Annotated in this window: 24 protein-coding genes; 16 read left to right on the plus strand and 8 right to left on the minus strand. The window is 69.9% G+C overall.

The genetic code is table 11. From position 1 onward, the window contains the following. The first annotated feature begins 62 nt into the window (after positions 1-62). From ACFOYY_RS10920 to ACFOYY_RS10950, 7 genes are all read left to right on the plus strand, one after another. Entirely contained in the window at positions 63-821 is a 759-nt protein-coding gene (locus ACFOYY_RS10920; protein WP_352014078.1) for an IclR family transcriptional regulator, read from the plus strand. 162 nt (positions 822-983) lie between these two features. Then, the gene (locus ACFOYY_RS10925) at positions 984-1838 is read left to right on the plus strand and encodes a hypothetical protein (RefSeq protein WP_352014079.1); all 855 of its coding nucleotides are present in this window, start codon (positions 984-986) and stop codon (positions 1836-1838) included. After that, positions 1835-2236 carry a type II toxin-antitoxin system VapC family toxin gene (locus ACFOYY_RS10930; RefSeq protein ID WP_352014080.1) on the plus strand — a complete coding sequence of 134 codons (402 nt, stop codon included), beginning with the start codon at positions 1835-1837 and terminating at the stop codon, positions 2234-2236. The genes ACFOYY_RS10925 and ACFOYY_RS10930 overlap by 4 nt, the downstream gene beginning before the upstream one ends. Before the next feature lie 59 nt (positions 2237-2295). Next, positions 2296-3006, plus strand: coding sequence for a dienelactone hydrolase family protein (locus ACFOYY_RS10935; protein WP_386189637.1), 711 nt, complete (start codon positions 2296-2298; stop codon positions 3004-3006). Positions 3007-3056: 50 nt separating this feature from the next. Continuing rightward, the gene (locus tag ACFOYY_RS10940) at positions 3057-3599 is read left to right on the plus strand and encodes a VanZ family protein (RefSeq protein WP_386189638.1); all 543 of its coding nucleotides are present in this window, start codon (positions 3057-3059) and stop codon (positions 3597-3599) included. 149 nt (positions 3600-3748) lie between these two features. Further along, the gene (locus tag ACFOYY_RS10945) at positions 3749-4501 is read left to right on the plus strand and encodes a GntR family transcriptional regulator (RefSeq protein WP_386189640.1); all 753 of its coding nucleotides are present in this window, start codon (positions 3749-3751) and stop codon (positions 4499-4501) included. Positions 4502-4623: 122 nt separating this feature from the next. Next, complete coding sequence (locus ACFOYY_RS10950) at positions 4624-4857, plus strand: hypothetical protein (RefSeq protein ID WP_352014084.1); 234 nt, start codon at positions 4624-4626, stop codon at positions 4855-4857. A 230-nt stretch (positions 4858-5087) separates the two neighbouring features. Here the strand turns inward: ACFOYY_RS10950 and ACFOYY_RS10955 are convergent, their stop codons facing one another. Beyond that, positions 5088-6182 carry a hypothetical protein gene (locus tag ACFOYY_RS10955; protein WP_362781066.1) on the minus strand — a complete coding sequence of 365 codons (1095 nt, stop codon included), beginning with the start codon at positions 6180-6182 and terminating at the stop codon, positions 5088-5090. A gap of 171 nt (positions 6183-6353) precedes the next feature. Between ACFOYY_RS10955 and ACFOYY_RS10960 the strand changes: the two genes are divergently transcribed. The 3 genes from ACFOYY_RS10960 (at position 6354) to ACFOYY_RS10970 (ending at position 8682) form a co-directional block, all read left to right on the plus strand. Further along, positions 6354-6896, plus strand: coding sequence for a gamma carbonic anhydrase family protein (locus tag ACFOYY_RS10960; RefSeq protein ID WP_352014086.1), 543 nt, complete (start codon positions 6354-6356; stop codon positions 6894-6896). A gap of 47 nt (positions 6897-6943) precedes the next feature. Beyond that, positions 6944-8287, plus strand: a complete 1344-nt coding sequence (locus tag ACFOYY_RS10965) for a hypothetical protein (RefSeq protein ID WP_352014087.1) — start codon at positions 6944-6946, stop codon at positions 8285-8287. Between the two features lie 206 nt (positions 8288-8493). Further along, positions 8494-8682 (plus strand): hypothetical protein, encoded by a 189-nt coding sequence (locus ACFOYY_RS10970; protein ID WP_352014157.1) that lies wholly within the window; start codon positions 8494-8496, stop codon positions 8680-8682. 88 nt (positions 8683-8770) lie between these two features. On the opposite strand, the gene ACFOYY_RS10975 is transcribed toward ACFOYY_RS10970, so the two are convergent. The 6 genes from ACFOYY_RS10975 to ACFOYY_RS11000 all read right to left on the minus strand — a co-directional run bounded on the left by ACFOYY_RS10975 (position 8771) and on the right by ACFOYY_RS11000 (position 15062). Beyond that, positions 8771-9052: a metal-sensitive transcriptional regulator gene (locus ACFOYY_RS10975; RefSeq protein WP_352014088.1), complete on the minus strand. Its 282-nt coding sequence runs from the start codon at positions 9050-9052 to the stop codon at positions 8771-8773. A gap of 73 nt (positions 9053-9125) precedes the next feature. After that, complete coding sequence (locus ACFOYY_RS10980) at positions 9126-10205, minus strand: glycosyltransferase (protein WP_386189642.1); 1080 nt, start codon at positions 10203-10205, stop codon at positions 9126-9128. Next, the gene (locus ACFOYY_RS10985) at positions 10202-11005 is read right to left on the minus strand and encodes a hypothetical protein (RefSeq protein ID WP_386189643.1); all 804 of its coding nucleotides are present in this window, start codon (positions 11003-11005) and stop codon (positions 10202-10204) included. Before ACFOYY_RS10985 ends, ACFOYY_RS10980 begins: the two co-directional genes overlap by 4 nt. A 173-nt stretch (positions 11006-11178) precedes the next feature. Continuing rightward, entirely contained in the window at positions 11179-13311 is a 2133-nt protein-coding gene (locus tag ACFOYY_RS10990; protein ID WP_352014091.1) for a heterodisulfide reductase-related iron-sulfur binding cluster, read from the minus strand. A 174-nt stretch (positions 13312-13485) separates the two neighbouring features. Next, positions 13486-14217, minus strand: coding sequence for a TetR/AcrR family transcriptional regulator (locus tag ACFOYY_RS10995; RefSeq protein ID WP_386189644.1), 732 nt, complete (start codon positions 14215-14217; stop codon positions 13486-13488). Next, positions 14214-15062, minus strand: coding sequence for a sugar phosphate isomerase/epimerase family protein (locus ACFOYY_RS11000; protein ID WP_352014093.1), 849 nt, complete (start codon positions 15060-15062; stop codon positions 14214-14216). The genes ACFOYY_RS10995 and ACFOYY_RS11000 overlap by 4 nt, the downstream gene beginning before the upstream one ends. Positions 15063-15223: 161 nt before the next feature. Here ACFOYY_RS11000 and ACFOYY_RS11005 point away from each other — a divergent pair, with 161 nt between their 5' ends. The 5 genes from ACFOYY_RS11005 (at position 15224) to disA (ending at position 19445) form a co-directional block, all read left to right on the plus strand. After that, entirely contained in the window at positions 15224-15922 is a 699-nt protein-coding gene (locus ACFOYY_RS11005) for a class I SAM-dependent methyltransferase (protein WP_386189646.1), read from the plus strand. Positions 15923-16007: 85 nt separating this feature from the next. Beyond that, positions 16008-16382 (plus strand): MerR family transcriptional regulator, encoded by a 375-nt coding sequence (locus ACFOYY_RS11010; protein ID WP_352014095.1) that lies wholly within the window; start codon positions 16008-16010, stop codon positions 16380-16382. Positions 16383-16384: 2 nt separating this feature from the next. Beyond that, on the plus strand, positions 16385-16699 hold the full coding sequence (gene trxA / locus ACFOYY_RS11015) for a thioredoxin (RefSeq protein ID WP_352014096.1): 315 nt from the start codon (positions 16385-16387) through the stop codon (positions 16697-16699). Between the two features lie 165 nt (positions 16700-16864). Continuing rightward, on the plus strand, positions 16865-18265 hold the full coding sequence (radA, locus tag ACFOYY_RS11020; RefSeq protein ID WP_352014097.1) for a DNA repair protein RadA: 1401 nt from the start codon (positions 16865-16867) through the stop codon (positions 18263-18265). 79 nt (positions 18266-18344) lie between these two features. Then, complete coding sequence (gene disA / locus ACFOYY_RS11025) at positions 18345-19445, plus strand: DNA integrity scanning diadenylate cyclase DisA (protein WP_352014098.1); 1101 nt, start codon at positions 18345-18347, stop codon at positions 19443-19445. A gap of 60 nt (positions 19446-19505) precedes the next feature. On the opposite strand, the gene ACFOYY_RS11030 is transcribed toward disA, so the two are convergent. Continuing rightward, positions 19506-20381 carry an A/G-specific adenine glycosylase gene (locus tag ACFOYY_RS11030; protein WP_352014099.1) on the minus strand — a complete coding sequence of 292 codons (876 nt, stop codon included), beginning with the start codon at positions 20379-20381 and terminating at the stop codon, positions 19506-19508. 122 nt (positions 20382-20503) lie between these two features. On the opposite strand from ACFOYY_RS11030, the gene ACFOYY_RS11035 reads away from it, so the two are divergent. Continuing rightward, the gene (locus tag ACFOYY_RS11035) at positions 20504-21199 is read left to right on the plus strand and encodes a hypothetical protein (protein ID WP_386189647.1); all 696 of its coding nucleotides are present in this window, start codon (positions 20504-20506) and stop codon (positions 21197-21199) included. Positions 21200-21401 lie beyond the last annotated feature (202 nt).

Below are 21401 nucleotides of genomic sequence, written 5' to 3' on the forward strand. Positions count from 1 at the left end.
ACGAAAGGACCACACCTGGTCACTACGTACGGGTATAGGCGCGGGGACTCCGTTGAGCAAGAATGAGTTCCGTGAAACGGAACACCGACCGGCTCTCGATGCTGGAGAAGTCCTGGCTCGTGCTCGACGCGTTCCGCCCCACGGGAGGCCCGCTGCGGCTCACCGAGGTCGCGGCGCGCTGCCATCTCCCCAAGACCACCGCCTTCCGGCTGCTCACCGAGCTGACCGAGATCGGGGCGGTCACCCGCCGGGACGACGGCTACTACCTCGGCCGCCGGCTGTTCGAACTCGGTAGCATCGTGCCCCTCGAACGCGACCTGAGACACGCCGCGCTGCCCTTCATGCACGACCTGTACGAGGCCACCCACGAGACCGTGCACCTGGGGGTGCGCGACGGCCTCGACGTGGTCTACGTCGAGAAGATCCGCGGCCAGGAGTCCTTCGCCCTGCCCTCACGTGTCGGCGGCCGTCTCCCGCTGACCTGCACCGGCATCGGCAAGGCACTGCTGGCCTACTCGGGGCCCGGCCTCATCGAGGAGGTCCTCGGCCGTCCTCTGCGCCGCCTGACCCCGCACTCGATCGTGGACCCCAAGCGGCTTGAGGAGGCACTCGGCCAGATCCAGGCGGCGGGCCTGGCCTACGAGCGTGAGGAGTCCCAGCTCGGCGGCGCCTGCATCGCGGCCCCGGTCTTCGGCGACGGCGTGGCGGTCGCCGCCCTGTCGGTCTCCGTCCCGCTGGCCCGCTTCCAGCCCACCCGCCTGGCCCCCGCCGTGAAAGCCGCCGCCCTCGGAATCTCCCGAGCCCTGACCCGGGGCATCTGAGGTGACTTTTCAGATATTTTCGATCACCGACAGTGAGGAAATGCCATAGGCTCCCCCGCGACGCCGCTCGGCGCCGAAGGGAAGGCGGGGTTACCGTGAGACCGAGAGGGGGTGGGTGCGACCATGACGGCACGGCATGGCGATGCCTCGCCGGATTTCTCGATGAGCGTCCGGATCAGTGGACCCGCCTCCGAGGACGGACGGCTGCCGCTGGCAGAGCTCGCCCGCATCGCGGGCGGCCTGCAGATGACTCTGGAACGGCTGGCCCTGACAGGGCTCGGCACCTCCATCAGGCCTGGACGCAGGCCACGCGACGTGGTCGAGGCCGTACGGCTCGACTTCACCGGGTTCAGGCGAGGGTCTGCGATCCTCGATGTGACGCGCCCCCCACAGGCCGAGACGAACGACCTGCTCCAGCAGTCCCTGCGTATGCTCGACGAGGGCATCGAGCACGTCCGTCAGGGCCGGGGGCTCCCCTCCCACTTCACTCCTCCGGTGGTCAGCGGCCTTCGCCAGCTCGCCGGGGGAATCGGCTCAGGAGGAGTGAGCAGGATCGAACTGCTCCGCCCAGGAGGAGGCTTCGTGATCGACTCCGTCTTCCGTGAGGCACTGCGCGAAGCGCCCGCCCAGGCGACGGAAAGGGAGGTCACAGTGGTCGGCCGTCTCCACATGGGGGACTTCTCACCGGCCACCCTGCGCTGCCGGATAGACACCTACGCGGGGAGCATCCTGGCCGACTTCGACGGTGACCTGCGTGATCTCGTGCTCGACGCGATGGACCAGCTGGTCATGGCCGGCGGCAGAGCCGAGCTTCAGCCGGACGGCACCACCGTGCGGGTCATGCACCTGGAGACGGTCAGGCGCCTGACGAGCGCTCCCTCGTCTCCTCTCGGAACCCTCGCCCACGAGCAGGGTGTCTCCCCCGTAGGCGACGTCGAGGAGCTACAGGGCGAGGCCATCGACGACTTCGACGACTTCCTTGAGGCCATCAGTGCCGCGCGCAGAGGAGAGGGATGAGATACGTCTTCGTGGATACGGACGTGTTCTCGTACCTGTGGCAGGGGATCAACACCGACCAGTACAGACCACACCTCGAAGGCGCGGTTCCCGCGCTGAGTTTCGCCTCGGTCGGAGAGCTGTACTACGGAGCCGCCAAGAAGAACTGGGGGCCGAAGAAAGTCCAGGCGCTTGAGGAGGCCGTCCGCCGCTACCTCGTGGCTCCCTATCACGAGGATCTCGCGCGTCTCTGGGGCACTCTCAGGGCACAGGCCGTCGCCCAGGGCCATGCCCTCGGCGCCGCTCACCAGGTGAACGATCTGTGGGTGTGCGCCACGGCGATGTACCACGATGCTCCCCTGCTCACCGGGAACCGGCGCCACTTCACCGACTTCCCCGGACTGTCGCTCCTGGTGTGAGCCCTCAGGGGGAGATGCGGTTCACTGGGCTGAGGTGTCGGATGGCTCAGGAGGATCGTGTGGAGACCCGTGTTGAGAAGGTGGCCGTGGCGGACGGGTCCTTCGATCTGCATCTGTGGGTGCCCGAGGGCGGTCATGGCCCGGTCGTCCTGCTGATCCAGGAGATCTACGGGGTCGGGCCCTACATCAGGGGGGTCGCCGAGGAGCTCGCGGGGCTGGGGTACGTGGTCGGCGCGCCGGACCTGTTCTGGCGGATCCAGCCCGGCTGGGTCTCCGCCCACGACGAGGCCGGGACCGCGGAGTCGATACGGGTCGGCGCCCGGTTCGACGTCCCCCGGGGGGTCGCGGACGCGGCGGCGGCGCTGTCCCTGCTGCGCGAACTGCCCGAGGCGGACGGCCGTGCCGGGATCGTCGGGTTCTGCCTGGGCGGCTCGGTGGCCTACCTGCTGGCAGCCTCCCTGGAGGCGGACGCGCGGACGGACGCGGTGCTGTCGTTCTACGGCTCCGCCGTACCGGACGTGACGGGGTTGATGGAGCGGATCGCCTGCCCGTTGCTGCTCGTCTTCGGCGGCTCCGACCCCTACATCTCCCGTGACCGGGTCGCCCTGGTCGAACGGGCCGCGGCTGAGCGGCCGAACGTGGAGGTCCACGTGGCGGAACGGGCCGGGCACGCCTTCCTCAACCACGAGGCCCCGCAGTTCCACGATCCGCAGGAGGCACCCGCCGTCTGGGCGCTCGCCCTGGACTTCCTCGGCCGCCACCTGCGCTGAGCCGGCCCTTACCTGAAGGTCATCTTCCTGTACCCCGGCATCATTACCCCATGCGACAGGTCTGGGCTTTATGGGGAGATGTCATCGTCGTGAGCGCCCTGGCGGTCCCGCTCGCCCTGCTCGCCGTCCGCCTCCTGGCCCGCCGCCGCGCCCGTGACGACCACCCCCACCCCACCCGTACGGCCGCCGCCGACGTCGCCATGGTGGCCGGGACCGTCCCCTGGATCTGGATGATCCTCACCCCGCGACCGGCCCCGAGCACCGTCAGCCTGGTCCCGCTCCGCGACCTCGCCGAGCTGTTCGGCAGCCCGGCCGTCACCGTGTTCGTGCAGGTCGGAGGCAATCTCCTGGTCTTCGCCGCGCTCGGCGCCCTGCTGCCGACGCGCGTGGCGCGCCTGGCCTCCCTCGCCCGGATCGCCGCCGTGGCCGCCTGCGCGTCGTGCACGGTCGAACTCCTCCAGTACGGCCTGCGCCTGGGCAGGATGAGTTCCGTCGACGACGTACTGGTCAACACGGCGGGCGCCGTACTGGCCGCGATGGTCACGCGGAGGTGGTGGGCGTCACGGACGGCGGCCGAGACGGGTGTCCGGTAACGGACCGGGTAATTCCCGTCATTCGTCACACGGGTACGATCCGCTCAAAAGAAGCACGGGACCATCGTCTGCATCTGTGCGATCGTGGACAAGACGGGGCAAGTTCTCTGGAGACGCCAAACCCGGTTGGTGACAGAGGGTGATATAACGTGCAGCAATCCCCGGTTCCTCCCGAGCCCCCGATCTACCGGCGCATCGCCGACGGGCTTCGCGAAGCGATCCTGTCCGGCGCGCTCAGAGACGGGGACCGGCTTCCGGGCGAGAACGCCCTGATGGCCGAGCACGGCATAGCCCGCGCGACCGCCAGACAGGCCCTGTCCGTGTTGATCAACGAGGGCCTGGCCGTACCGAAACGCGGTTCGGGAGTCTACGTGCGGCTGTTCCGGCCGATCAGACGGCACGGCTCACGCAGGCTCGCGCAGCGGCAGTGGGGACAGGGCCAGGCGATCTGGGACTCGGACACCTCGGGGCGCCCCTACGCCGTCGACGAGGTGGAGATCGGCAGGGAGGCCGCCGAGGAGGAGGTCGCACGTGTCCTGGGCAGCACCGAGGTGTGGGTACGGCGCAGACGCTACTCGGTCGACGGCAGGCCCGTGCAGCTGTCGGTCTCCTGCTTCCCCGCGGCTCTCGTCGAGGGCACACCGATCACCCTGCGGGACACCGGCCCCGGCGGCGTCTACGCGCGCCTGGGCGACCTCGGCCACGCCCCCGCCCACTTCACCGAGGAGGTACGGGCCCGCATGCCCCACCCTCACGAGACCGTCCAGCTCGACCTGCCCGCGGGGACCCCGGTCATCGCGATCGGCCGTGTCGCCTACACGGCGGACGGGACAGCCGTCGAGGTCAACGAGATGGTGCTGGACGCCGCGTCCTATGTACTCCAGTACGACTTCGACGCATAGATCAAGGCGACTCGTCAAGCGATAGGTTGACCTGTCCCCCACGATCATTGATTTCTCTAGAGAAGTGCATCACCGTCGAGAGGTGGACGTCGCGAGGGCCTGGGCGCGGGGAAGGTGCATAGATGTCATTCGATCGGCATCTGGCGGAAATCGCCCGGGAGTTTCCCGCGTGGACGATCTGGCGGAGCGACGCGGGTCGGTGGTGGGCAACCCGCCACCACCCGCTGACCTCCGCCCAGCGTGACCTCGGATGCGCGATGACCATCGACGCGGACGACCCCGAGAAGCTGCGCGAGCAGCTCCATCGTCAGCAGGACCTCTCCGAGCGGCCGGACGGCCCGGACGAGGACTCCTGAAGAGCCGCCCGGTGCCTGGTTCAGCGGATCGCGCGGCCCCGGCACCGGGCCCCCAATCGCGAAAGGCCCACGACCCATCGGGGGCGGGGGCCTTTCGCTTGATCACACCAGCTTGAATTCGCGGCCCGCACACCGGTGGGATGTGACACCACACGGACCGGGCCATCCGCCGGACGTCTCCTCGCCCGTCATGGGGCGCCCCGGACACAGGACGCCCCGCAGCGGAAGGGCTACGAGCGGGCGACGTACTCGTCGTTCCCCGTCCGGCCGCGCCGTTCCCGGCCGTCCCCGTCGTCCTCGACGATCACTCGGACGGCCTCGACGTCCGACTCGACGACGAGCAGGGTCTCCTCGTCCTGCCCGTCCCTTGCCTGGTCGGGGGTGAAGTCGGCCCTGGGGGTGAAGAAGTCCTGCCCGGAGAAGTCGCCCTCCGCGCCGTCCTGGCCGTCCTGAGCCTCGGCGGCGGCGAGCTCGGGAGCCCGCGGGGCGTCCGGGGCGGGCAGGGCCTGCTGCGCGGGCGCCGGGGGCAGCACGGAGGCCTCGTCGATCAGCGGGCCCGCCGCGCCCTCGCGGTGGATCAGGTCGCCGAGGACGGCACCCATCTCGTTGAGCCGGCGCATGACCTCGTGGTGGGTGTCGGTGAGATATGTCACCCGGCGCCCGGTCGTTTCGTCCAGGATCGTGGCGCGCTGCTGGGCCGCCGTCAGCGTGGCGTGGGCCTCGGCGTTGGCTGAGGTCACCGTGGACTCGGCCTCGGTGCGGGCGCTGTCGATCATCCGCTCGGCCTCGTGCCTGGCGGAGGTGAGGATGCGGTCGGCCTCCGCACGGGCCGAGCGCAGGGTCTCCTCGGACTCGGCGCGGGCCGCGTTGACGGTCTCCTCCGCCTCGTTGCCCGCCTGGGAGAGCATCTGCTCGGAGGCGTTCGTGGCCTCGGACACACGCCGCTCCGCCTCCTGCTGGGCGGCGTTCAGAATGCCCTCGGCCCGCTCCATGGCGGAGGTGACCATCCGCTCGGCCTCGGTGGCGGCGTCGTCGCGGAGCTTGGTCGCCTCGGCGTCGGCGACCTGCCGCTTGGCGGCGGCCTCCTCCTCGCCCAGCTTCAGGATCTGGCTGAGCCGCTCGCCGAGCTCGTCGTAGTCCTGGGGGGCGTCGGAAAGCCGCCGACGAGCGTCAGCCAGCTCCGCACGACTCTGTTCCACCTGGTCGATCGCCCGTGCGAGCCGTTCCTCCAGATCGCGGACCTGGTTGCGGGTGCGGCTCATGTAGTCGTGGACCTGGCGGCGGCTGTAGCCGCGCATGACGACCTCGAACGAGTCTTCATGCATCAGATCGGGAAAGCTCTCGTGCTGGTTTGTCATCGCGCTACCCGTGGAGGTTGTGTTACGGAAAAGGAGACGTCAGGAGACGACTTTCCTGCTTACTGCCCAAGACCGCAACCGGAACGCGCCACCGGCCGCCGAAATATCGGGCATCCGGCCCCCTCGTACCATCGATGCATGAACGCCTCCCCCTACGTCGCGGCCCTCGACGGCGACGCGACCCCCCTGATCCACCCCGAGGCCTACGTCGCCCCCGGAGCCGTGATCGTCGGCCGGGTACGGCTCGGCCGCGCCGCCAACGTCTGGTACGGCTCGGTCCTGCGCGGCGACGACGAACTCATCGAGGTCGGCGAGGAGTGCAACATCCAGGACCTGTGCTGCCTGCACGCCGATCCGCGTGAGCCCGCCGTGCTTGAGGACCGGGTCAGCCTCGGGCACAAGGCGATGGTGCACGGGGCGCACGTGGAGACGGGGGCGCTCATCGGCATCGGGGCGATCGTGCTCGGCGGGGCCAGGATCGGCGCGGGCTCGCTGGTGGCCGCCGGAGCGCTGGTCGGGCCGGGCAAGCGGATCCCGGCCGGGGTGCTCGTCGCCGGCGTCCCGGGCAGGGTCGTCCGCGAGCTGACCGACGAGGACCGCGCCTCCTTCGCCCGCACGCCGGACAACTACGTGGCCAAGGCCGCCAGGCATCGGGCCGCGGCCGTCGTCCAGCCCGTCTGAGCGGCCCGTGGCCGTTGTAGGGCGCCCGCCGGGGGTGGATGGGTAACATGACCGCCGTGCGGCACTGGGACGGGTTTGACGCCATCGAGAGGGATCTGCGTGCCCTCGTGGGCGATCCCCGGTGGGGGACGCTGCCCCCCGTCGCCCGCGCCGAGGCCGTCTCCTCACGCGTCCTGGCCACCCCGGACGGGGGGCGCTGGCTGTTCGGCGCGCGCGCCCGGTGGTACCGCCAGGACCCGGCCGACGGCCGCTGGCATCTGACGGCCCCGCCCGCCGATCCGGCCCTGCGCACGGGCGCCCAGGTGGTGCGGACACCCTCGCTGGTCCCGCCGCAGCTGGTCCCCGGCATCCACGACCTCACCGCCGACCGTGGCTCGGTGCAGGGGTTCGTCGGCCCCGACGTGCCGTACGAGATCACCGAGCGGCTGCGCGACCTGGTCGTCTCCCAGCGGGGCAGGCGCGTCCAGGACTTCCCGCTCACCGGTCCCTTCACCGAGTTCTTCGCCGGGGAGGTCCCCAGCCCCGTCGCCGCGATCTGGGGCACGCTCATGTGGTGCGCCTACGCGCCCGCCTTCGACGGCAACGAGGTGCTGCTGTCGATGTTCGGCGAGTTCCTCGCCCGCCCGCTGCCCGGCGACGAGTGGGTGCGCTGGCTGCCTCCGGCCTCGCTGGCCGACCTGGCGGCCCTGTACGGCGAGCGGGTCAGGGCCGGTCACCCTGAGGCGGGCCTGCGGCTGGTGGCGTTGATGGCGGACACGGCCGCGACCATCAGGTACGACGCGCGCTTCCGGCCCAGGGCCGACGTCCTGCTGGCCATGATCGACCCGGTGCTGCGCCGTACCGGGCCTGACCCGTCGGTGGCGCACTACGGCGACGACGCGGTACGGCAGGCGTGGCTGGCGCGGTGCCCGCCGCACGTGACGCTGCCCGACGACTCCCCGGGGGAGCACTTCCAGCACGCGATCTACGACCTGGTGGGGACGCTGGGGTTCCTGGTGCCGAAGGGCGCCGAGCCGCGGGCGGTCGCGGCCTCGCTGCTGGCCGCCGACCTGTCGGCCTTCGGGCCCAGGGCGGCCGACCCGCTCTATCCGTGGCTCGATCCCGAGTTACGGCACATCCTCCACGTGGTGCTCTCCGACCCCTCGCATCCGTTACGGGGGTGCTGGCCCCGTTCGGGCAGACTGCCCTCCGCGCTCAACCCACCCGACAGGGCGGGGGCCGCGGCCTTCCTGGGGGCCGCCTACGCCATGGGGCTGGCGTGGTGCAACCTGACCGGAACACCGGTGCCCGAGCGGGGGTTCACCACGGCCGCCGCGGTCGTGCACCGTCTGACGCACGAACGTGACGATCCCGTCCCGGGCACCTCGGGAACCTTCCCGCGACACTTCTGACACGGTTCAGCGCGATTAACTCACAGATTTAGTTATTTCACTCCCGTCACTGCTGTATCTCTCGGACCCCATATATATCTGGCAATTTGCCGAATTGTGATCTCAAAATCGGGAAACGATCCCGTTGGGGCTGTGGTGGTGTCGTGAGGAATGGTCCCGATGGGCCATGGGCACGAAAGTCCGCCCACCGTAACCTCGGAGAGGGTGTGGGCTGCGGAAGGAAGGACGACGCGGTGGGGCACGACGACCTGGACTCAAGGGTCCACGACCGTGTCGCGTTGGACGAGATCGCGCTCTACGCGGAGGTGCTGAGCGCCGTTGCCACCAGCGAACGGCCGCTCACCTTGGCGGAGCTCGACAACGCGCTCGGATTGAGCGCCTCGGCTGTTTGCTGAGGCCGATGAGAGAACCATCTGAACGACCTAGTCCCGGACTCCCCCTTCGGAGTCCGGGACGTAGTTCGTGAAGGGGTCCTGTGACTAGTTATGACCGGACGAGCCTGGCGATCGCCGCCGAGGCCTCTTTGATCTTCTCCTGGGCCTCGGGTCCGCCGGAGTTGACCGCGTCGGCGACGCAGTGCGAGATGTGGTCCTCCAGGAGGCCGAGCGCCACCGCCTGGAGCGCCCGCGTCGCGGCCGACACCTGGGTCAGCACGTCGATGCAGTAGGCATCCTCATCGACCATCCGCTGCAGGCCTCTGATCTGTCCCTCGACCCGCCGCAGCCTGGTCAGATAGGCCTGCTTGTCTCCGCTGTAGCCATGCATGTCCCAACGGTACCCGTGTCGCGCCCGACGGGAAGAGGCCGTGATCGAGCACTTGTCCCGCCGTGGACGGCCTTCAGGAAGAGGAGGAGGTCAGCAGCTTCTCCCACTGTTCGGCGACCACGGGCGCCGTGTGGACCGCGGCCGCCCCGAGCGCGCCGGCGGCGAGTTCCCTGCGCCGCCGTTCGTCGTCGATGAGCGCCAGCAGCGCGCCCGCGTAGGCCTCGATCTCGGCGCCCCCCTCGGCCACCAGGACCCCGCTGCGCCCCTCGACCACGAACTCGCCGGGCCCGCTCGGGCTGTCGAAACCGATCACCGGCACCCCGCTGGCCATCGCCTCGATCACCGTCATGCCGGGCGTCTGCGGCGTCTCGGCCCGCGAGGTCACCGCGACGATCGACGCCTTGGCGAACTCGCCGCTCAGGTCGGAGGTCGTGCCCATGAAGTAGACGTGGTTGTGCAGGTTCAGGTCCTGGACCAGGGAGCGCAGCCGCCGTTCCTCCGGGCCGCCGCCGTACAGGCGCAGGCGCCAGTCGGGGCGCTTGTCGGCGACGACGGCGAAGGCGCGGATCAGCCGGTCGTAGGCCTTGACCGGCACCCAGCGCCCACCCGCGGCCACGATGCGGTTGTCCATGCGGGAGCGCGGCCACGGCCCCGCGGGCAGCGCGTCGGGGATCAGCCTGACGTCGGCGCCGCCGTGCAGGAGGTGGTCCCAGTCCTGCCTGCCCCGCTCGGTCGCGGCGACGACGGCGTCGAGCCGGGGGTAGAACTTCGTGATCGGCCCCGGCGGGGAGGGCCGTCCCCACTCGCGGGCGACGCGTACGGTCTCCCGGGGGACGTGCCGGGCGACCTGGACGCTCAGGCCGGGCCTGGTCGAGACGACCGCGTCGGTCCGCAGGGCGCGCAGCCGCCGCCACAGGGCGACCTCGGCGTGCACCTGTCCCCTGGGCAGCAGGTGCCGCACACCGGGCCGGTCGTCGACGACCCAGGACAGCCGCACCTTGGCGGAGATCGGGAAGAACGGCCTGTCGCGGTGGCGCCGTACGCTGAGGATCTCCACCTCGTGGCGCTCGGCCAGTTCACCGGCGAGGTTGACCACGGACCTGACGTCTCCGCGCATGCCACAGATCGAGGGCACCAGCAGGCAGATCCTCATCCACCGACCTCGATCGTGAGCTCGTCGTCGGAGGTGTAGCGGGGGCGGATCGGCACCCCGTCCACCCGGGTGGCCGGGTAGTGCAGGCGGCGGCGCTTGCCGTTCACGTCGTCGAGCCGGGAGGCCAGGCGCAGCGGGGCGGGCAGGCCGTCGATCTCCAGTGAGGGCGCCCAGGCCGTCGGCTGGGTGGGGTCTCCGGCCACCACGTCGCACAGGTCGCACAGGGAGAGCGCGGCGTGGAAGCGCACCCCCTGGACGGTCGCGGCCGCGGTCAGCGCGGAGCCGGAAGCGTCGTGGCGCAGCGAAAGGCGCGCCTCGTGCCGGGACTCGTCGTCGTCGAGGCCGGTGAAGGCCAGCAGGCCGGTGACCTCGAAGCGGCCCTCACGGAACCAGACCGCGCGGACCTCGGCGACCGGCTCCGCCTCGTCGATCTTCAGGGCCAGGAAGCCGTTGCGGGTCCGGTAGGCCCGGTAGGACATCGTGCGCCTGCTCAGCGCGTAGGCGTCGATGTGGTCCAGGGAGAAGCCGGGGTCGACGCTGTGCAGCCTGGTCCGTGACCCGTCCTGGTTGAGGTAGGTGTCCCAGCGGCCGGGGCTGAGCGGCAGCGGGGCCAGGGAGAAGGCGAGCGTCGCGTCACGCGCCCCGGCTCCCGTCGCCCCCAGTGCCAGCGTGTGCTCGACGGCCGTGCCCCGCTGACGCAGGACCAGCTCACTGCCCTCGCTGAGCGGTTCGTCGATGGCCAGGCGGAGGGACAGGACGTCGGCCAGGGTGACCTCGGCATCGGTTACGACGACATGCACCGTTAGCCCCCTCCCCGTCGAACGGCTGCCGCGACGTTGAGATTACCGTGATTTTTCTGTTATAGACAGGATAAGTTTCCGACCATCTGTCCTTTTCGCGCAATCTTGACCCCATGTCAGGTACGGCCCGCAAGTCGCAGGCCGTACCTGGACGGCGAAACCGGGGTTCCGGCCTACCCCTTGATGGACTTGATCAGCAGCTGGGAGACGTCGACGACCTCAAGCGTCTCCTTGGCCTCGCCGGCGTTCTTCTTCTCGTTGATCGAGTCGCCCAGCATGACCAGGCAGAACGGGCAGGCGGTCGAGATGGTGTCCGGGTCGGTGGTCAGCGCCTCGTCGACCCGCTCGGTGTTGATGCGCTTGCCGATCCGCTCCTCCATCCACATCCGCGCGCCGCCCGCGCCGCAGCAGAAGCCCCGCTCCTTGTGCCGGTGCATCTCCTGCGCCTTGACGCCGGGGACCTTGGCCATGATGTCGCGCGGCTGGGAGTACACCTTGTTGTGGCGTCCGAGGAAGCAGGGGTCGTGGTAGGTGATCTTCTCCTCGATCGGCGTGACCGGGACCAGCTTGCCCTCGTCGACCAGCTTGGCCAGCAGCTGGGTGTGGTGCACGACCTCGTAGGTGCCGCCGAGCTGCGGATACTCGTTGGCGAGGGTGTTGAAGCAGTGCGGGCAGGTCGCGACGATCTTCTTGACCCCGGCCTCGTTGAGCGTCTCGATGTTCTGCTTGGCCAGCATGTCGAAGAGGTACTCCATGCCCAGGCGGCGGGCCGGGTCTCCGGTGCAGGCCTCCATCGGGCCGAGCACCGCGAACTTCACCCCCGCGATGTGCAGCAGCTCGGCGACCGCCTTGGTGGTCTTCCTCGCCCTGTCCTCAAGGGCTCCGGCGCAGCCGACCCAGAAGAGGTACTCGGTGTCCTCGGGCATCTTCTCGTCGACGAGCTGGATCTCGATGGGGTCGTCCTCGCGCCCGGCCAGCTCCTCGATCCAGTCGGCCCGCTTCATCTCGGACATCCCCCACGGGTTGCCCTTGTTCTCCAGGTTCCTGACCATGACGCCGGCCTCGGACGGGAAGTTCGACTCCACCATCGCCTGGTAGCGGCGCATGTCCAGGATGTGGTCGATGTGCTCGATGTCCACCGGGCACTGCTCGACGCAGGCGCCACAGTTGGTGCAGGACCACAGCACGTCGGGGTGGATGACGCCGTCCTCACCGACCAGCGGCTTGTCCAGCAGGGCCAGCACGTCCTCGTGCAGGTCGGCGCGCTGCTCCTGGGTCGCCGACAGGTACGGCGCGATCTTGAAGGCGTGGTCGCGCTGGTCGATGATGAGCATCTTCGGCGACAGCGGCTTGTCGGTGTTCCACGCCGGGCACTGCGACTGGCAGCGTCCGCACTCGGTGCAGGTGTAGAAGTCGAGGAAGCCCTTCCAGGTGGTGTCCTCGACCTTGCCCCGGCCGAGCCGGTCACCGTCGAGGTCCTCGTCCTCGAAGTCGACGACCTTGCCGTCGATCCGCAGCGGCTGGGCGGGGCCGTTGCCGTCGGGGCGGCGGGAGAACAGCACGTTCAGCGGCGCGGTGAAGATGTGCAGGTGCTTGGAGTTCACCACGATGATCAGGAAGACCAGCATGACGCCGATGTGCAGCAGCAGTCCGACGCCTTCGAGGACCTCGTTGGCCGTCTCACCCAGCGGGTGCAGCAGCGCCGCGGTGGCCTCGGAGGCGAACGCGCCCGAGGCGTAGGGCAGGTTGCCGGTGTTGTGGGCGGCCCCCCTGAACAGGAACATCGTCCAGATCACGTTGAAGATCATGAAGAGGACGAGCCAGGCTCCGCCGAGGTGCGAACCGGAGAAGCGGGACTTGCGGCCCAGCTTCTTCGGCGAGTTCCTCACCCTGATGACCGCGAAGACGACCAGGCCGACCAGGGCCGCGACCGCGATGAAGTCCTGCAGGAAGCCGAGCACCGGCCAGGTCCCGATGATCGGGATGTGGAAGTCAGGCGTCCCGGTGATCGCGCCCTGGATCAGCGTGCCGTACGCCTCCAGGTAGACGGTCGCCAGGATGAAGAAGGCCCACATGACGAAGAAGTGGGCGGTGCCCGAGGTGGTCCACTTCAGCAGTTTCCGCTGACCGAAGACCTCGACGAGCTGCGCCTTGATCTCGGTGCCGACGTTGTCCCTGGCGTACTCGATCCGCTCGGGGGCCGGTGCCCCCACGGTGGCGAGTTTGTAGAGGAACAACACACGACGCGCGGCGAGCGCGAGCGCGACGGCGGTCATGATCAGCCCGATGATCGCTACCCAGAGCACGGGTCCTCCCACAGACGGCGGTGGCTGTCAGGCGTACGACCGCGGCCCGTCCACGGTTGCGACGGATCGTCCCGCGCCACCGCGATGCCGTGCGACGGACGGCGACACACGACGACCATGGCCACCATACGGTCAACCTGTCCTGTAGAACAATAATCTGTCCACCGGACCGCATCAGGACACGGGGTCGAGATACCTCTGGATCGTGGGCGCGAGCAGCCCGACCAGTTCCTTGACGTCGACCGAGGCGATCGGCTCCAGCCTGAGCACGTAACGGGCCAGCACCACGCCGAACATCTGGGCGAAGGCCAGCTCCATCCTGATCGGGGGGATGTCCAGCGCCTGCGCCACCCTGTCGACCAGGGCGTGCGTCATGAACTCACGGATCAGGGTGGCCATCTGCTCGTTGGTCATCGCCGTGCGGACCAGCGCGAGCAACGGCTGGCGCGCCTGGGCGTGCGAGGTCATCGTCAGCACGAACTCGGCCAGCCGCTCCCCCATCTCCTCGCGCGGTCCGGCCAGCAGCATGGGGACCACGTCCTCGGGGTCGATCGGCAGCTCCATCGCCGCGACGAACATGCCCTCCTTGCTGGTGAAGTAGTGGTGGACCAGCGCCGGATCGACCTCGGCCCGCCGGGCGATGCCCCGCACCGTCGCCTTGTCGAAGCCCTTCTCCGCGAAGGTCTCACGGGCCGCCGCGAGGATCTGCCCACGCGTGTCGGCCGACCCCGGCCTGCGCCCGAGGCGCCGCCCGCCCGCCGTACGGCCCGCGCCACGCCCGGTGTCCTGTTCCGTGCCCCGCTCGGCGCCCTGCCTGACGCTCCGCCCCGCGTCCCGCCCTGCGGGAGCCGTACGGCCCGCGCCCCGCCCGGTGTCCTGTTCCGCGGGGGACTGCTGCTCGGTCACCCCTTCGAGCCCGCCGTTCCCGAGCCCTTCGCCCCCGACGCGTGCGAGGGAGCCAGGTGCCGCCGCGCGAAGGCCAACGCCTCGGCGAGGTCGTCGATCCGCTCGGTACGGCCGCTCGCCTTGCGCGTGTTGATCTCCAGCACGACGAGGCCGTCGTAGCCGTTGCCCGCCATGCGCTCCAGGATCTCCGCGCACGGCTGGTTGCCCCGCCCGGGGACCAGGTGCTCGTCCTTGTTGGCCACCCCGAGCCCGTCGGCCAGGTGCAGGTGGGCCAGCCTGTCGCCGAGCTTGTTGAACATCTCCCTGGCGTCGACACCGGAGACCGCGGTGTGCGACAGGTCCAGGGTGACCTGGGGGAAGTCGTAGTCGATCGGGTTCCAGCCGGGAGAGTAGGGGACCACCTCGTTGCCCCTGGCCTTCAGCGGGAACATGTTCTCCACCGCGAAGACCACATCGGTCTCCTCGCGCATCCTGGCCAGGCCGACCTCGAACTCGCGGGCGTAGTCACGCTGCCAGCGGAAGGGCGGGTGCACCACGACCGTCCTGGCGCCGACCCGCTCCGCGGCCCGCTGCGCCCGCTGGAGCTTGACCCACGGGTCCTTGCCCCACACCCGCTGGGTGACCAGCAGACACGGCGCGTGGATCGCCAGGATCGGCAGCTGGTAGTGGTCGCTGAGCCGTTCGAGCACGTCGACGTCCTGGCTGACCGGGTCGGCGCCGACCATGATCTCGACGCCGTCGTATCCCAGCCGGGCCGCCAGCTCGAAGGCGTCAGGGGTGCGTTCCGGGTACACCGACGCCGTGGACAGGGCGATCTTCGCGGTGGATGCTCGGGTAACGCTCATACGGATTCCTCGCCTCCCGGCCAGAGCTCGCGTGAGCGGGTCCCCCTACCGCCGTCGGTTCTCTCACTCACGTTGCCAGCCTAAGCGCGCTCGGGGAACGATGGCGTATCGCCCGCTTGACGTGGCGCGGATCACCCGGGCACCGTCGCTACGGTTGGGGCATGCCGCGGTTTGCCAAGGGCGCCATTCCCAGCCCGAACATCTGGAACACCCCGCAGATCTACGAGCTGGAGAACCGCGCCGTCGATCCCGAGGGGGTCGCCGACGCCGCGATGGCCGCCGTCAGGCCGCTGACCGGCGCGACGGTCGTGGACATCGGCTGCGGGACGGGCTACCACCTGCCGTCCCTGTCCGCACGGGCCGCCCGGGTGGTCGGCGTCGAGCCGCACGACGACCTGGTCGGGCTGGCCAGACGCCGCTGCCGCTCCCTGCCGAACGTGGACGTGCGCCGGGGAACCGCCCAGGACCTGCCGCTCCCCGACGCCTCGGCCGACGTGGCCGTCGCCCGCTGGGCCTACTTCTTCGGCCCCGGCTGCGAACCCGGCCTGAAGGAGCTGTCCCGGGTCGTACGGCGCGGCGGCACGGCCTTCGTCATCGACCTGGACGCCACCCGCGGCGCCTTCGGCCGCTGGTTCAGCGCCTCGCTCCCGTCCTACTCCTCCGCCTCCGTCGAGGAGTTCTGGCGGCGCAACGGCTGGCACACCCGGCCTCTCGACCTGCGCATGGCCTTCGAGCGCCGTACCGACCTCGAAGCCGTGCTCCGCATCGAGTTCACGCCGGAGGTCGCGGCGCGGGCCATCGCGGAGACGTCCGGGGTGGAGCTCGAATACCCCAACCTCCTGCGCTGGAAGCGGTTCTGACCTCGCCGGGAATGCGTTCCCCCGGTCCGGGGCTTGACCCTGACACTGACGTCAACGTTTACCGTGGCGCCGTAAGGAGGACCGGATGCGGATCGGGGAGCTCGCCAGACGGGCCGGGGTCAGTCCCAGGGCGCTGCGTTACTACGAGCAGCAGGGGCTGATCAGGGCTCGGCGGACGGCGAACGGCTACCGGGAGTACAGCGAGGCGGATCTCAAGCTCGTCACCGAGATCAGGTCGCTGCTCACGGTCGGGTTCACCCTGGAGGACGCCAAGCCGTTCGTGGCCTGCCTTCGGGCGGGGCACGAGTCGGGGGCCGACTGTCCCGAGTCCGTCGAGGTCTACCGGCGCAAGCTGGCCGAGATCGACGACGAGATCCGCGCGCTACTGGTCCGAAGGGCCGAGGTCGCCGGACAGTTGTCCACGGCCTGCCCCGGATGCGTGCTGACGAAACGGGAGTAGAAATGATCACCCTGACCGCGGAGAACTTCGCAGAACAGGTGCTGGAGAGCGACAAGCCCGTCCTGGTCGACTTCTGGGCCGAGTGGTGCCCGCCGTGCCGCATGATCGCGCCGGTCCTCGACGAGATCGACGCCGAGTACGGCGACCGCGTCACGATCGCCAAGATCAACTCCGACGACCACCCCGAGATCAGCGCCAGGTACGGCGTGCTCGGCCTGCCCACGCTCAACCTCTACAAGAACGGCGAGGTCGTCAAGCAGGTCGTGGGCGCCAAGCCCAAGCGCCTGCTCCTGGCCGAGCTCGAAGGCCACATCTGAGCCCGTGGGGCCCTTCCCGGTGATCCACGGGGAAGGACCCCACGACTCAGGCGGGGACCGAGCCGCCCCAGAACCCGCAGCACCGCCTGCGCATGGCCGGCCTCCTCGCCCGCGCCCGGGACACGACGGGTGAAGTTGTCGGTCGGGACCGGTAGCCTCGCGGCCATGGCAAAAAGGGTCGGCTATCGCTGTGGTGAGTGCGGTTGGCAGACCGCCAAGTGGGTCGGTCGCTGCGGCGAGTGCCAGGCCTGGGGCACGGTCGAGGAGGAGACCGCGCGCGGCGGCGTCAACGTGGCCTCCGCGGGCGCCGTCTCCGCCCCCGCCGTCCCGATCGGCGAGGTCAAGGCCGAGGTCGCGCAGGCCCGCAGCACCGGGGTCGGCGAGCTCGACCGGGTGCTCGGCGGCGGCCTGGTCCCCGGCGCGGTCGTGCTGCTGGCCGGAGAGCCCGGCATCGGCAAGTCCACACTCCTGCTTGAGGCGGCGGCCAAGATCGCGCGCCAGCAGACCGTCCTCTACATCACCGGTGAGGAGTCGGCCTCCCAGGTGCGGCTCAGGGCCGACCGGATCGGCGCGATCCAGGACCGCCTCTACCTCGCGGCCGAGACCGACCTGGCCGCGCTGGTCGCCCATGTGGAGAAGGTCCAGCCCGACATGCTCGTCGTCGACTCGGTGCAGACGATCGGCTCGACCCTGGCCACCGGCGTCCCCGGCGGTGTCACCCAGGTCAGAGAGGTCGCGGGAAACGTGATCAGGCTGGCCAAGGAGCGCGGCATGTCCACGGTCCTGGTCGGCCACGTCACCAAGGAGGGCTCCATCGCGGGCCCCAGGACGCTTGAGCACCTGGTCGACGTCGTGCTCCACTTCGAGGGCGACCGCCACTCCCGGCTCCGCATGGTCCGCGCGATCAAGAACCGGTACGGTCCCGTCGACGAGGTCGGCTGCTTCGACCTGCACGAGAACGGCATCGAGGGCATCGCCGACGCCAGTGGCCTGTTCGTCTCCCACCGCAACGACCCGGTCCCCGGCACGTGCGTGACCGTCACCCTTGAGGGCACCCGCCCGCTGCCCGCCGAGGTCCAGGCCCTGGTCGCGCGGACCGAGGCCCAGCAGCCGCGCCGCTCCTCCTCCGGGCTCGACACCTACCGCGTGACGATGGTGCTCGCCGTGCTCGAACGGCGGCTCAACGCCAAGCTCGGCGGCTGCGACGTGTTCACCGCGACCGTCGGCGGCATCAAGCTCAGCGACCCCGCGGTCGACCTGTCGGTGATGCTCGCCGTCGCCAGCGCCGCCGGGGACAAACCGCTGCCCCCCGGCCTGGTCGTGCTCGGCGAGGTCGGCCTGGCCGGTGAGCTCCGCCCGGTCCGCGACGTACGGCGCCGCCTGTCGGAGGCCGCCAGGCTCGGCTTCACCCGCGCCCTGGTCCCCTCCGGGTCCCTCGACTCGGGCAAAAGGCGCAACGGCGACCGCACCCTGGTCCCGGTCGGCGGCCGGGGCACATCCTTCATGCCAGGTTTCGATGTCGTTGAGGCGGAAAACGTCTGGGACGCCCTCACTCATGTCACTTAGAAGAGGCGATCCGGTGATTCCGGACTCGGGGGGACCTTCGCCGGTAAGCTAGACCTTATACGCGGACCACGGGGGTCATGTGGCAGCCACCTACAAAGGACTCGACGAACAAGGACTCGACGAACGCCGCAGAAGTGTCCTGGCCGCGGTCGCGCCGGGCACCGAGCTGCGCGACGGCCTGGAACGCATCCTTCGCGGCCACACCGGCGGTCTCATCGTGCTGGGCTACGACAGCACGGTCGAGGCGATCTGCAGCGGCGGATTCGAGCTGGATGTCGAGTTCTCCGCCACCCGACTGCGCGAACTGGCCAAGATGGACGGCGCCATCGTGCTGAGCTCCGACGACCACAAGATCGTCCGAGCCGCGGTGCACCTGATGCCCGACCCGTCCATCCCCACCGACGAGTCGGGCACCCGGCACCGTACGGCCCAGCGCGTCGCCGTGCAGACGTCCCTTCCCGTGATCTCCCTCAGCAAGTCCATGCGGATCATCGCCCTCTACCTGGGCGGCATCCGCCATGTGCTGGAGGAGTCGGCGGTGATCCTGTCGAAGGCCAACCAGGCGCTGGCCACTCTGGAGCGATACAAACTCCGGCTCGACGAGGTCTCGGGCACGCTGTCCGCCCTGGAGATCGAAGACCTGGTGACCGTCCGCGACGTGGCCGTGGTCGCCCAGCGCCTGGAGATGGTCCGGCGCATCTCCAACGAGATCGCCGGCTACGTGGTCGAGCTCGGCACCGACGGCCGACTCCTCTCCCTGCAGCTCAACGAGCTGGTCGCCGGGACCGAGAGCGACCGTGAGCTGATCGTGCGCGACTACCTCCCCATCTCGGCACGACGTCCGCGCCGCTTCGCCGACGCCCTGCACGACCTCGACCAGCTCTCCTCCGACGGCCTGCTCGACCTGACGGCCGTCGCGCACGTGCTCGGCCAGTCGGGCACCGACGTCCTGGAGAGCCCGGTCAGCCCCCGTGGCTACCGGCTGCTGGCCAAGGTGCCCCGCCTGCCCGTGACGGTCGTCGACCGCCTGGTCGACCAGTTCGGCAGCCTGCAGAAGCTCCTGGCCGCCAGCATCGGCGACCTGCAGGAGGTCGGCGGCGTCGGTGAGGCCAGGGCCCGGCACATCCGCGAGGGCCTGTCCCGCCTGGCCGAGTCGTCCATCCTGGAACGTTACGTCTGACCCGCCCTCCCGGAGTTCCACCGCGAACCGGCCCTCAAGCCGGTGCGTGCCTCGGCGATCTCAGGTGGGAAGACGGTAGGTCCCGTCGTCGAGGACCTCCGCCAGCCCGTCGGCGACCAGGCCGTCCAGCGCGCGCTCCCGCTGCGGGGCGTCGTCCCAGACCACGTCGAGGGCGTCCTTGGGGACGGGCTCGTGGGCCTGACGGAGTACGGCCAGCAGCCGCCCCCGGCACTGACGGTCCGTACCCGCGTAGGTCTGCCCCTTACGCGCCGGTCCCTCGTAGGGCGGTTTGCCCGCCAGCCGCCAGGCGCACAGGCCGACGACCGGGCAGTCGGCGCAGCGAGGGGCGCGAGCCGTACAGACCAGGGCGCCGAGTTCCATCACGGCCACCGCCCAGACCGGGGCGTCCTCCTCCCCGGGCAGCAGCGAGGCGGCGAGCTTGCGCTCGACGGGCGTGGTGGCCTTCGGGGGATACTCCTCCCCCCGCACGGCCCGCGCGAGGACCCTGCGCACGTTGGTGTCCAGCACGGCGTATCGCCCCCGGAAGGCGAAACTGGCCACCGCGGCGGCGGTGTACTCGCCGATACCGGGCAACGTCAGCAGCGTCGCGTGGTCGGAGGGCACCTCCCCGCCGTGCTCGTCGGTGATCACCCTGGCGCAGGCGTGCAGGTTGAGGGCACGCCGTGGATACCCAAGACGCCCCCAGTGCCGTACGGCCTCGCCCGGCGGTTCCTTGGCCAGGGCCGCGGGCGTCGGCCAGCGTTCCATCCACTCCGTCCAGATGGGAAGCACCCTGACCACCGGAGTCTGCTGCAGCATGATCTCGCTGACCAGGATCGACCAGGGGGAGGCGTCCTCGGCCCGCCATGGAAGGTCACGCGCGTTGTCGGCGTACCAGGAGAGGACAGGCTCCAACAGGAGGTTCGACTCGGGCACTCTCCGACGATAGTGCCGTTCCGGACGTGCTTCGCCGCCTTCGCCGGACCCCGCCCTCCGAAACGACGACCAGAGCGGCGGGTCGCCCTTCACGGCCCACGGAGAGTCACCATACTGTGCGTATGGATCCGGACACTTTCCGTAGTGATATAGGAGTGGACGTCTACTGGCGGCGGCGGATGGTCGCGCTCCTCGGTGTGCTCATGGTGGTCGCCCTGGTGGCATGGGCCTGCTCGGCAGGCGGACAGGACGACGACCCCCGGGCGAACGGCACGGCCACCGGGTCCCCGTCACCGGATCCGGTCCTGGCGCTTCTGCCCGCGGTGACGATCACCCCGACGCCTCCCGCCCCACGGTCCCCCGGGGCCACCTCCTCCCCGAAGGCCGCCGTCGTCAAGGCGAAGCCCAAGGTCCAGATCAGGCGCCCCGGCCAGACCTGCGACCCGTCCGACCTGGTCCTGGACATACGCGGACGGAGCGAGGTCTACCCGGGGGGCAGCCGACCCCAGTTCATCGTCACGCTGGTGAACACCAACAAGGTGATGTGCACCGCCAACGTGGGGGCACGGGCGCTTGAGGTCCGCATCACCTCGGGCGACGACCGGATCTGGTCGTCCGCCGACTGCGTCAGCGGAGAGGCCGAGGAGATCCGCCGGCTCGACCGGGGCATCCCGTACGTCCGGCAGATCGACTGGAACCGGCACCGTTCCGGCAGCGACTGCTCAGCCCATCGCCCCGCCGCCAAGGCCGGAACCTACGTGGCCATGGTCCGCACTCCCGACCTCAAGAGCCACAAGGCCGTCTTCCACCTCCGCTGACCTGCCCTTCCCCCCATTACAGTTTCCGAGGCTTTTGCAACGCGGTTTCTCGGGGCTCACATCTTGGGATTCCGGGGCCGTACCGCGGTTTTTCCTGACCCGTCTACTTCTTCAGGACTTTTCCTGACCTGATAGGCCCACACCACCGCCCGCTTCTCAACCCGCCTCGGATTCCTCCAATTCACACCACCCAGATCGGTTT

This window comes from Streptosporangium jomthongense (genome assembly GCF_042650425.1).
Classification (GTDB): Bacteria; Actinomycetota; Actinomycetes; order Streptosporangiales; family Streptosporangiaceae; genus Streptosporangium.

Excerpts from the sequence above, each read along its gene's own strand:
- ACFOYY_RS10930 (WP_352014080.1), top strand. The coding sequence starts at position 1,835 with ATGAGATACGTCTTCGTGGATACGGACGTGTTCTCGTACCTGTGGCAG.
- trxA (WP_352014096.1), top strand. The coding sequence starts at position 16,385 with ATGATCACCCTGACCGCGGAGAACTTCGCAGAACAGGTGCTGGAGAGC.
- radA (WP_352014097.1), top strand. The coding sequence starts at position 16,865 with ATGGCAAAAAGGGTCGGCTATCGCTGTGGTGAGTGCGGTTGGCAGACC.
- ACFOYY_RS11010 (WP_352014095.1), top strand. The coding sequence starts at position 16,008 with ATGCGGATCGGGGAGCTCGCCAGACGGGCCGGGGTCAGTCCCAGGGCG.
- ACFOYY_RS10975 (WP_352014088.1), bottom strand. The coding sequence starts at position 9,052 with ATGCATGGCTACAGCGGAGACAAGCAGGCCTATCTGACCAGGCTGCGG.
- ACFOYY_RS10955 (WP_362781066.1), bottom strand. The coding sequence starts at position 6,182 with ATGCATGAAGACTCGTTCGAGGTCGTCATGCGCGGCTACAGCCGCCGC.
- ACFOYY_RS10960 (WP_352014086.1), top strand. The coding sequence starts at position 6,354 with ATGAACGCCTCCCCCTACGTCGCGGCCCTCGACGGCGACGCGACCCCC.
- ACFOYY_RS10965 (WP_352014087.1), top strand. The coding sequence starts at position 6,944 with ATGACCGCCGTGCGGCACTGGGACGGGTTTGACGCCATCGAGAGGGAT.
- ACFOYY_RS10940 (WP_386189638.1), top strand. The coding sequence starts at position 3,057 with ATGCGACAGGTCTGGGCTTTATGGGGAGATGTCATCGTCGTGAGCGCC.
- ACFOYY_RS10980 (WP_386189642.1), bottom strand. The coding sequence starts at position 10,205 with ATGAGGATCTGCCTGCTGGTGCCCTCGATCTGTGGCATGCGCGGAGAC.
- ACFOYY_RS11035 (WP_386189647.1), top strand. The coding sequence starts at position 20,504 with ATGGATCCGGACACTTTCCGTAGTGATATAGGAGTGGACGTCTACTGG.
- ACFOYY_RS10925 (WP_352014079.1), top strand. The coding sequence starts at position 984 with ATGAGCGTCCGGATCAGTGGACCCGCCTCCGAGGACGGACGGCTGCCG.
- ACFOYY_RS11005 (WP_386189646.1), top strand. The coding sequence starts at position 15,224 with ATGCCGCGGTTTGCCAAGGGCGCCATTCCCAGCCCGAACATCTGGAAC.
- ACFOYY_RS10950 (WP_352014084.1), top strand. The coding sequence starts at position 4,624 with ATGTCATTCGATCGGCATCTGGCGGAAATCGCCCGGGAGTTTCCCGCG.
- ACFOYY_RS11000 (WP_352014093.1), bottom strand. The coding sequence starts at position 15,062 with ATGAGCGTTACCCGAGCATCCACCGCGAAGATCGCCCTGTCCACGGCG.
- ACFOYY_RS10920 (WP_352014078.1), top strand. The coding sequence starts at position 63 with ATGAGTTCCGTGAAACGGAACACCGACCGGCTCTCGATGCTGGAGAAG.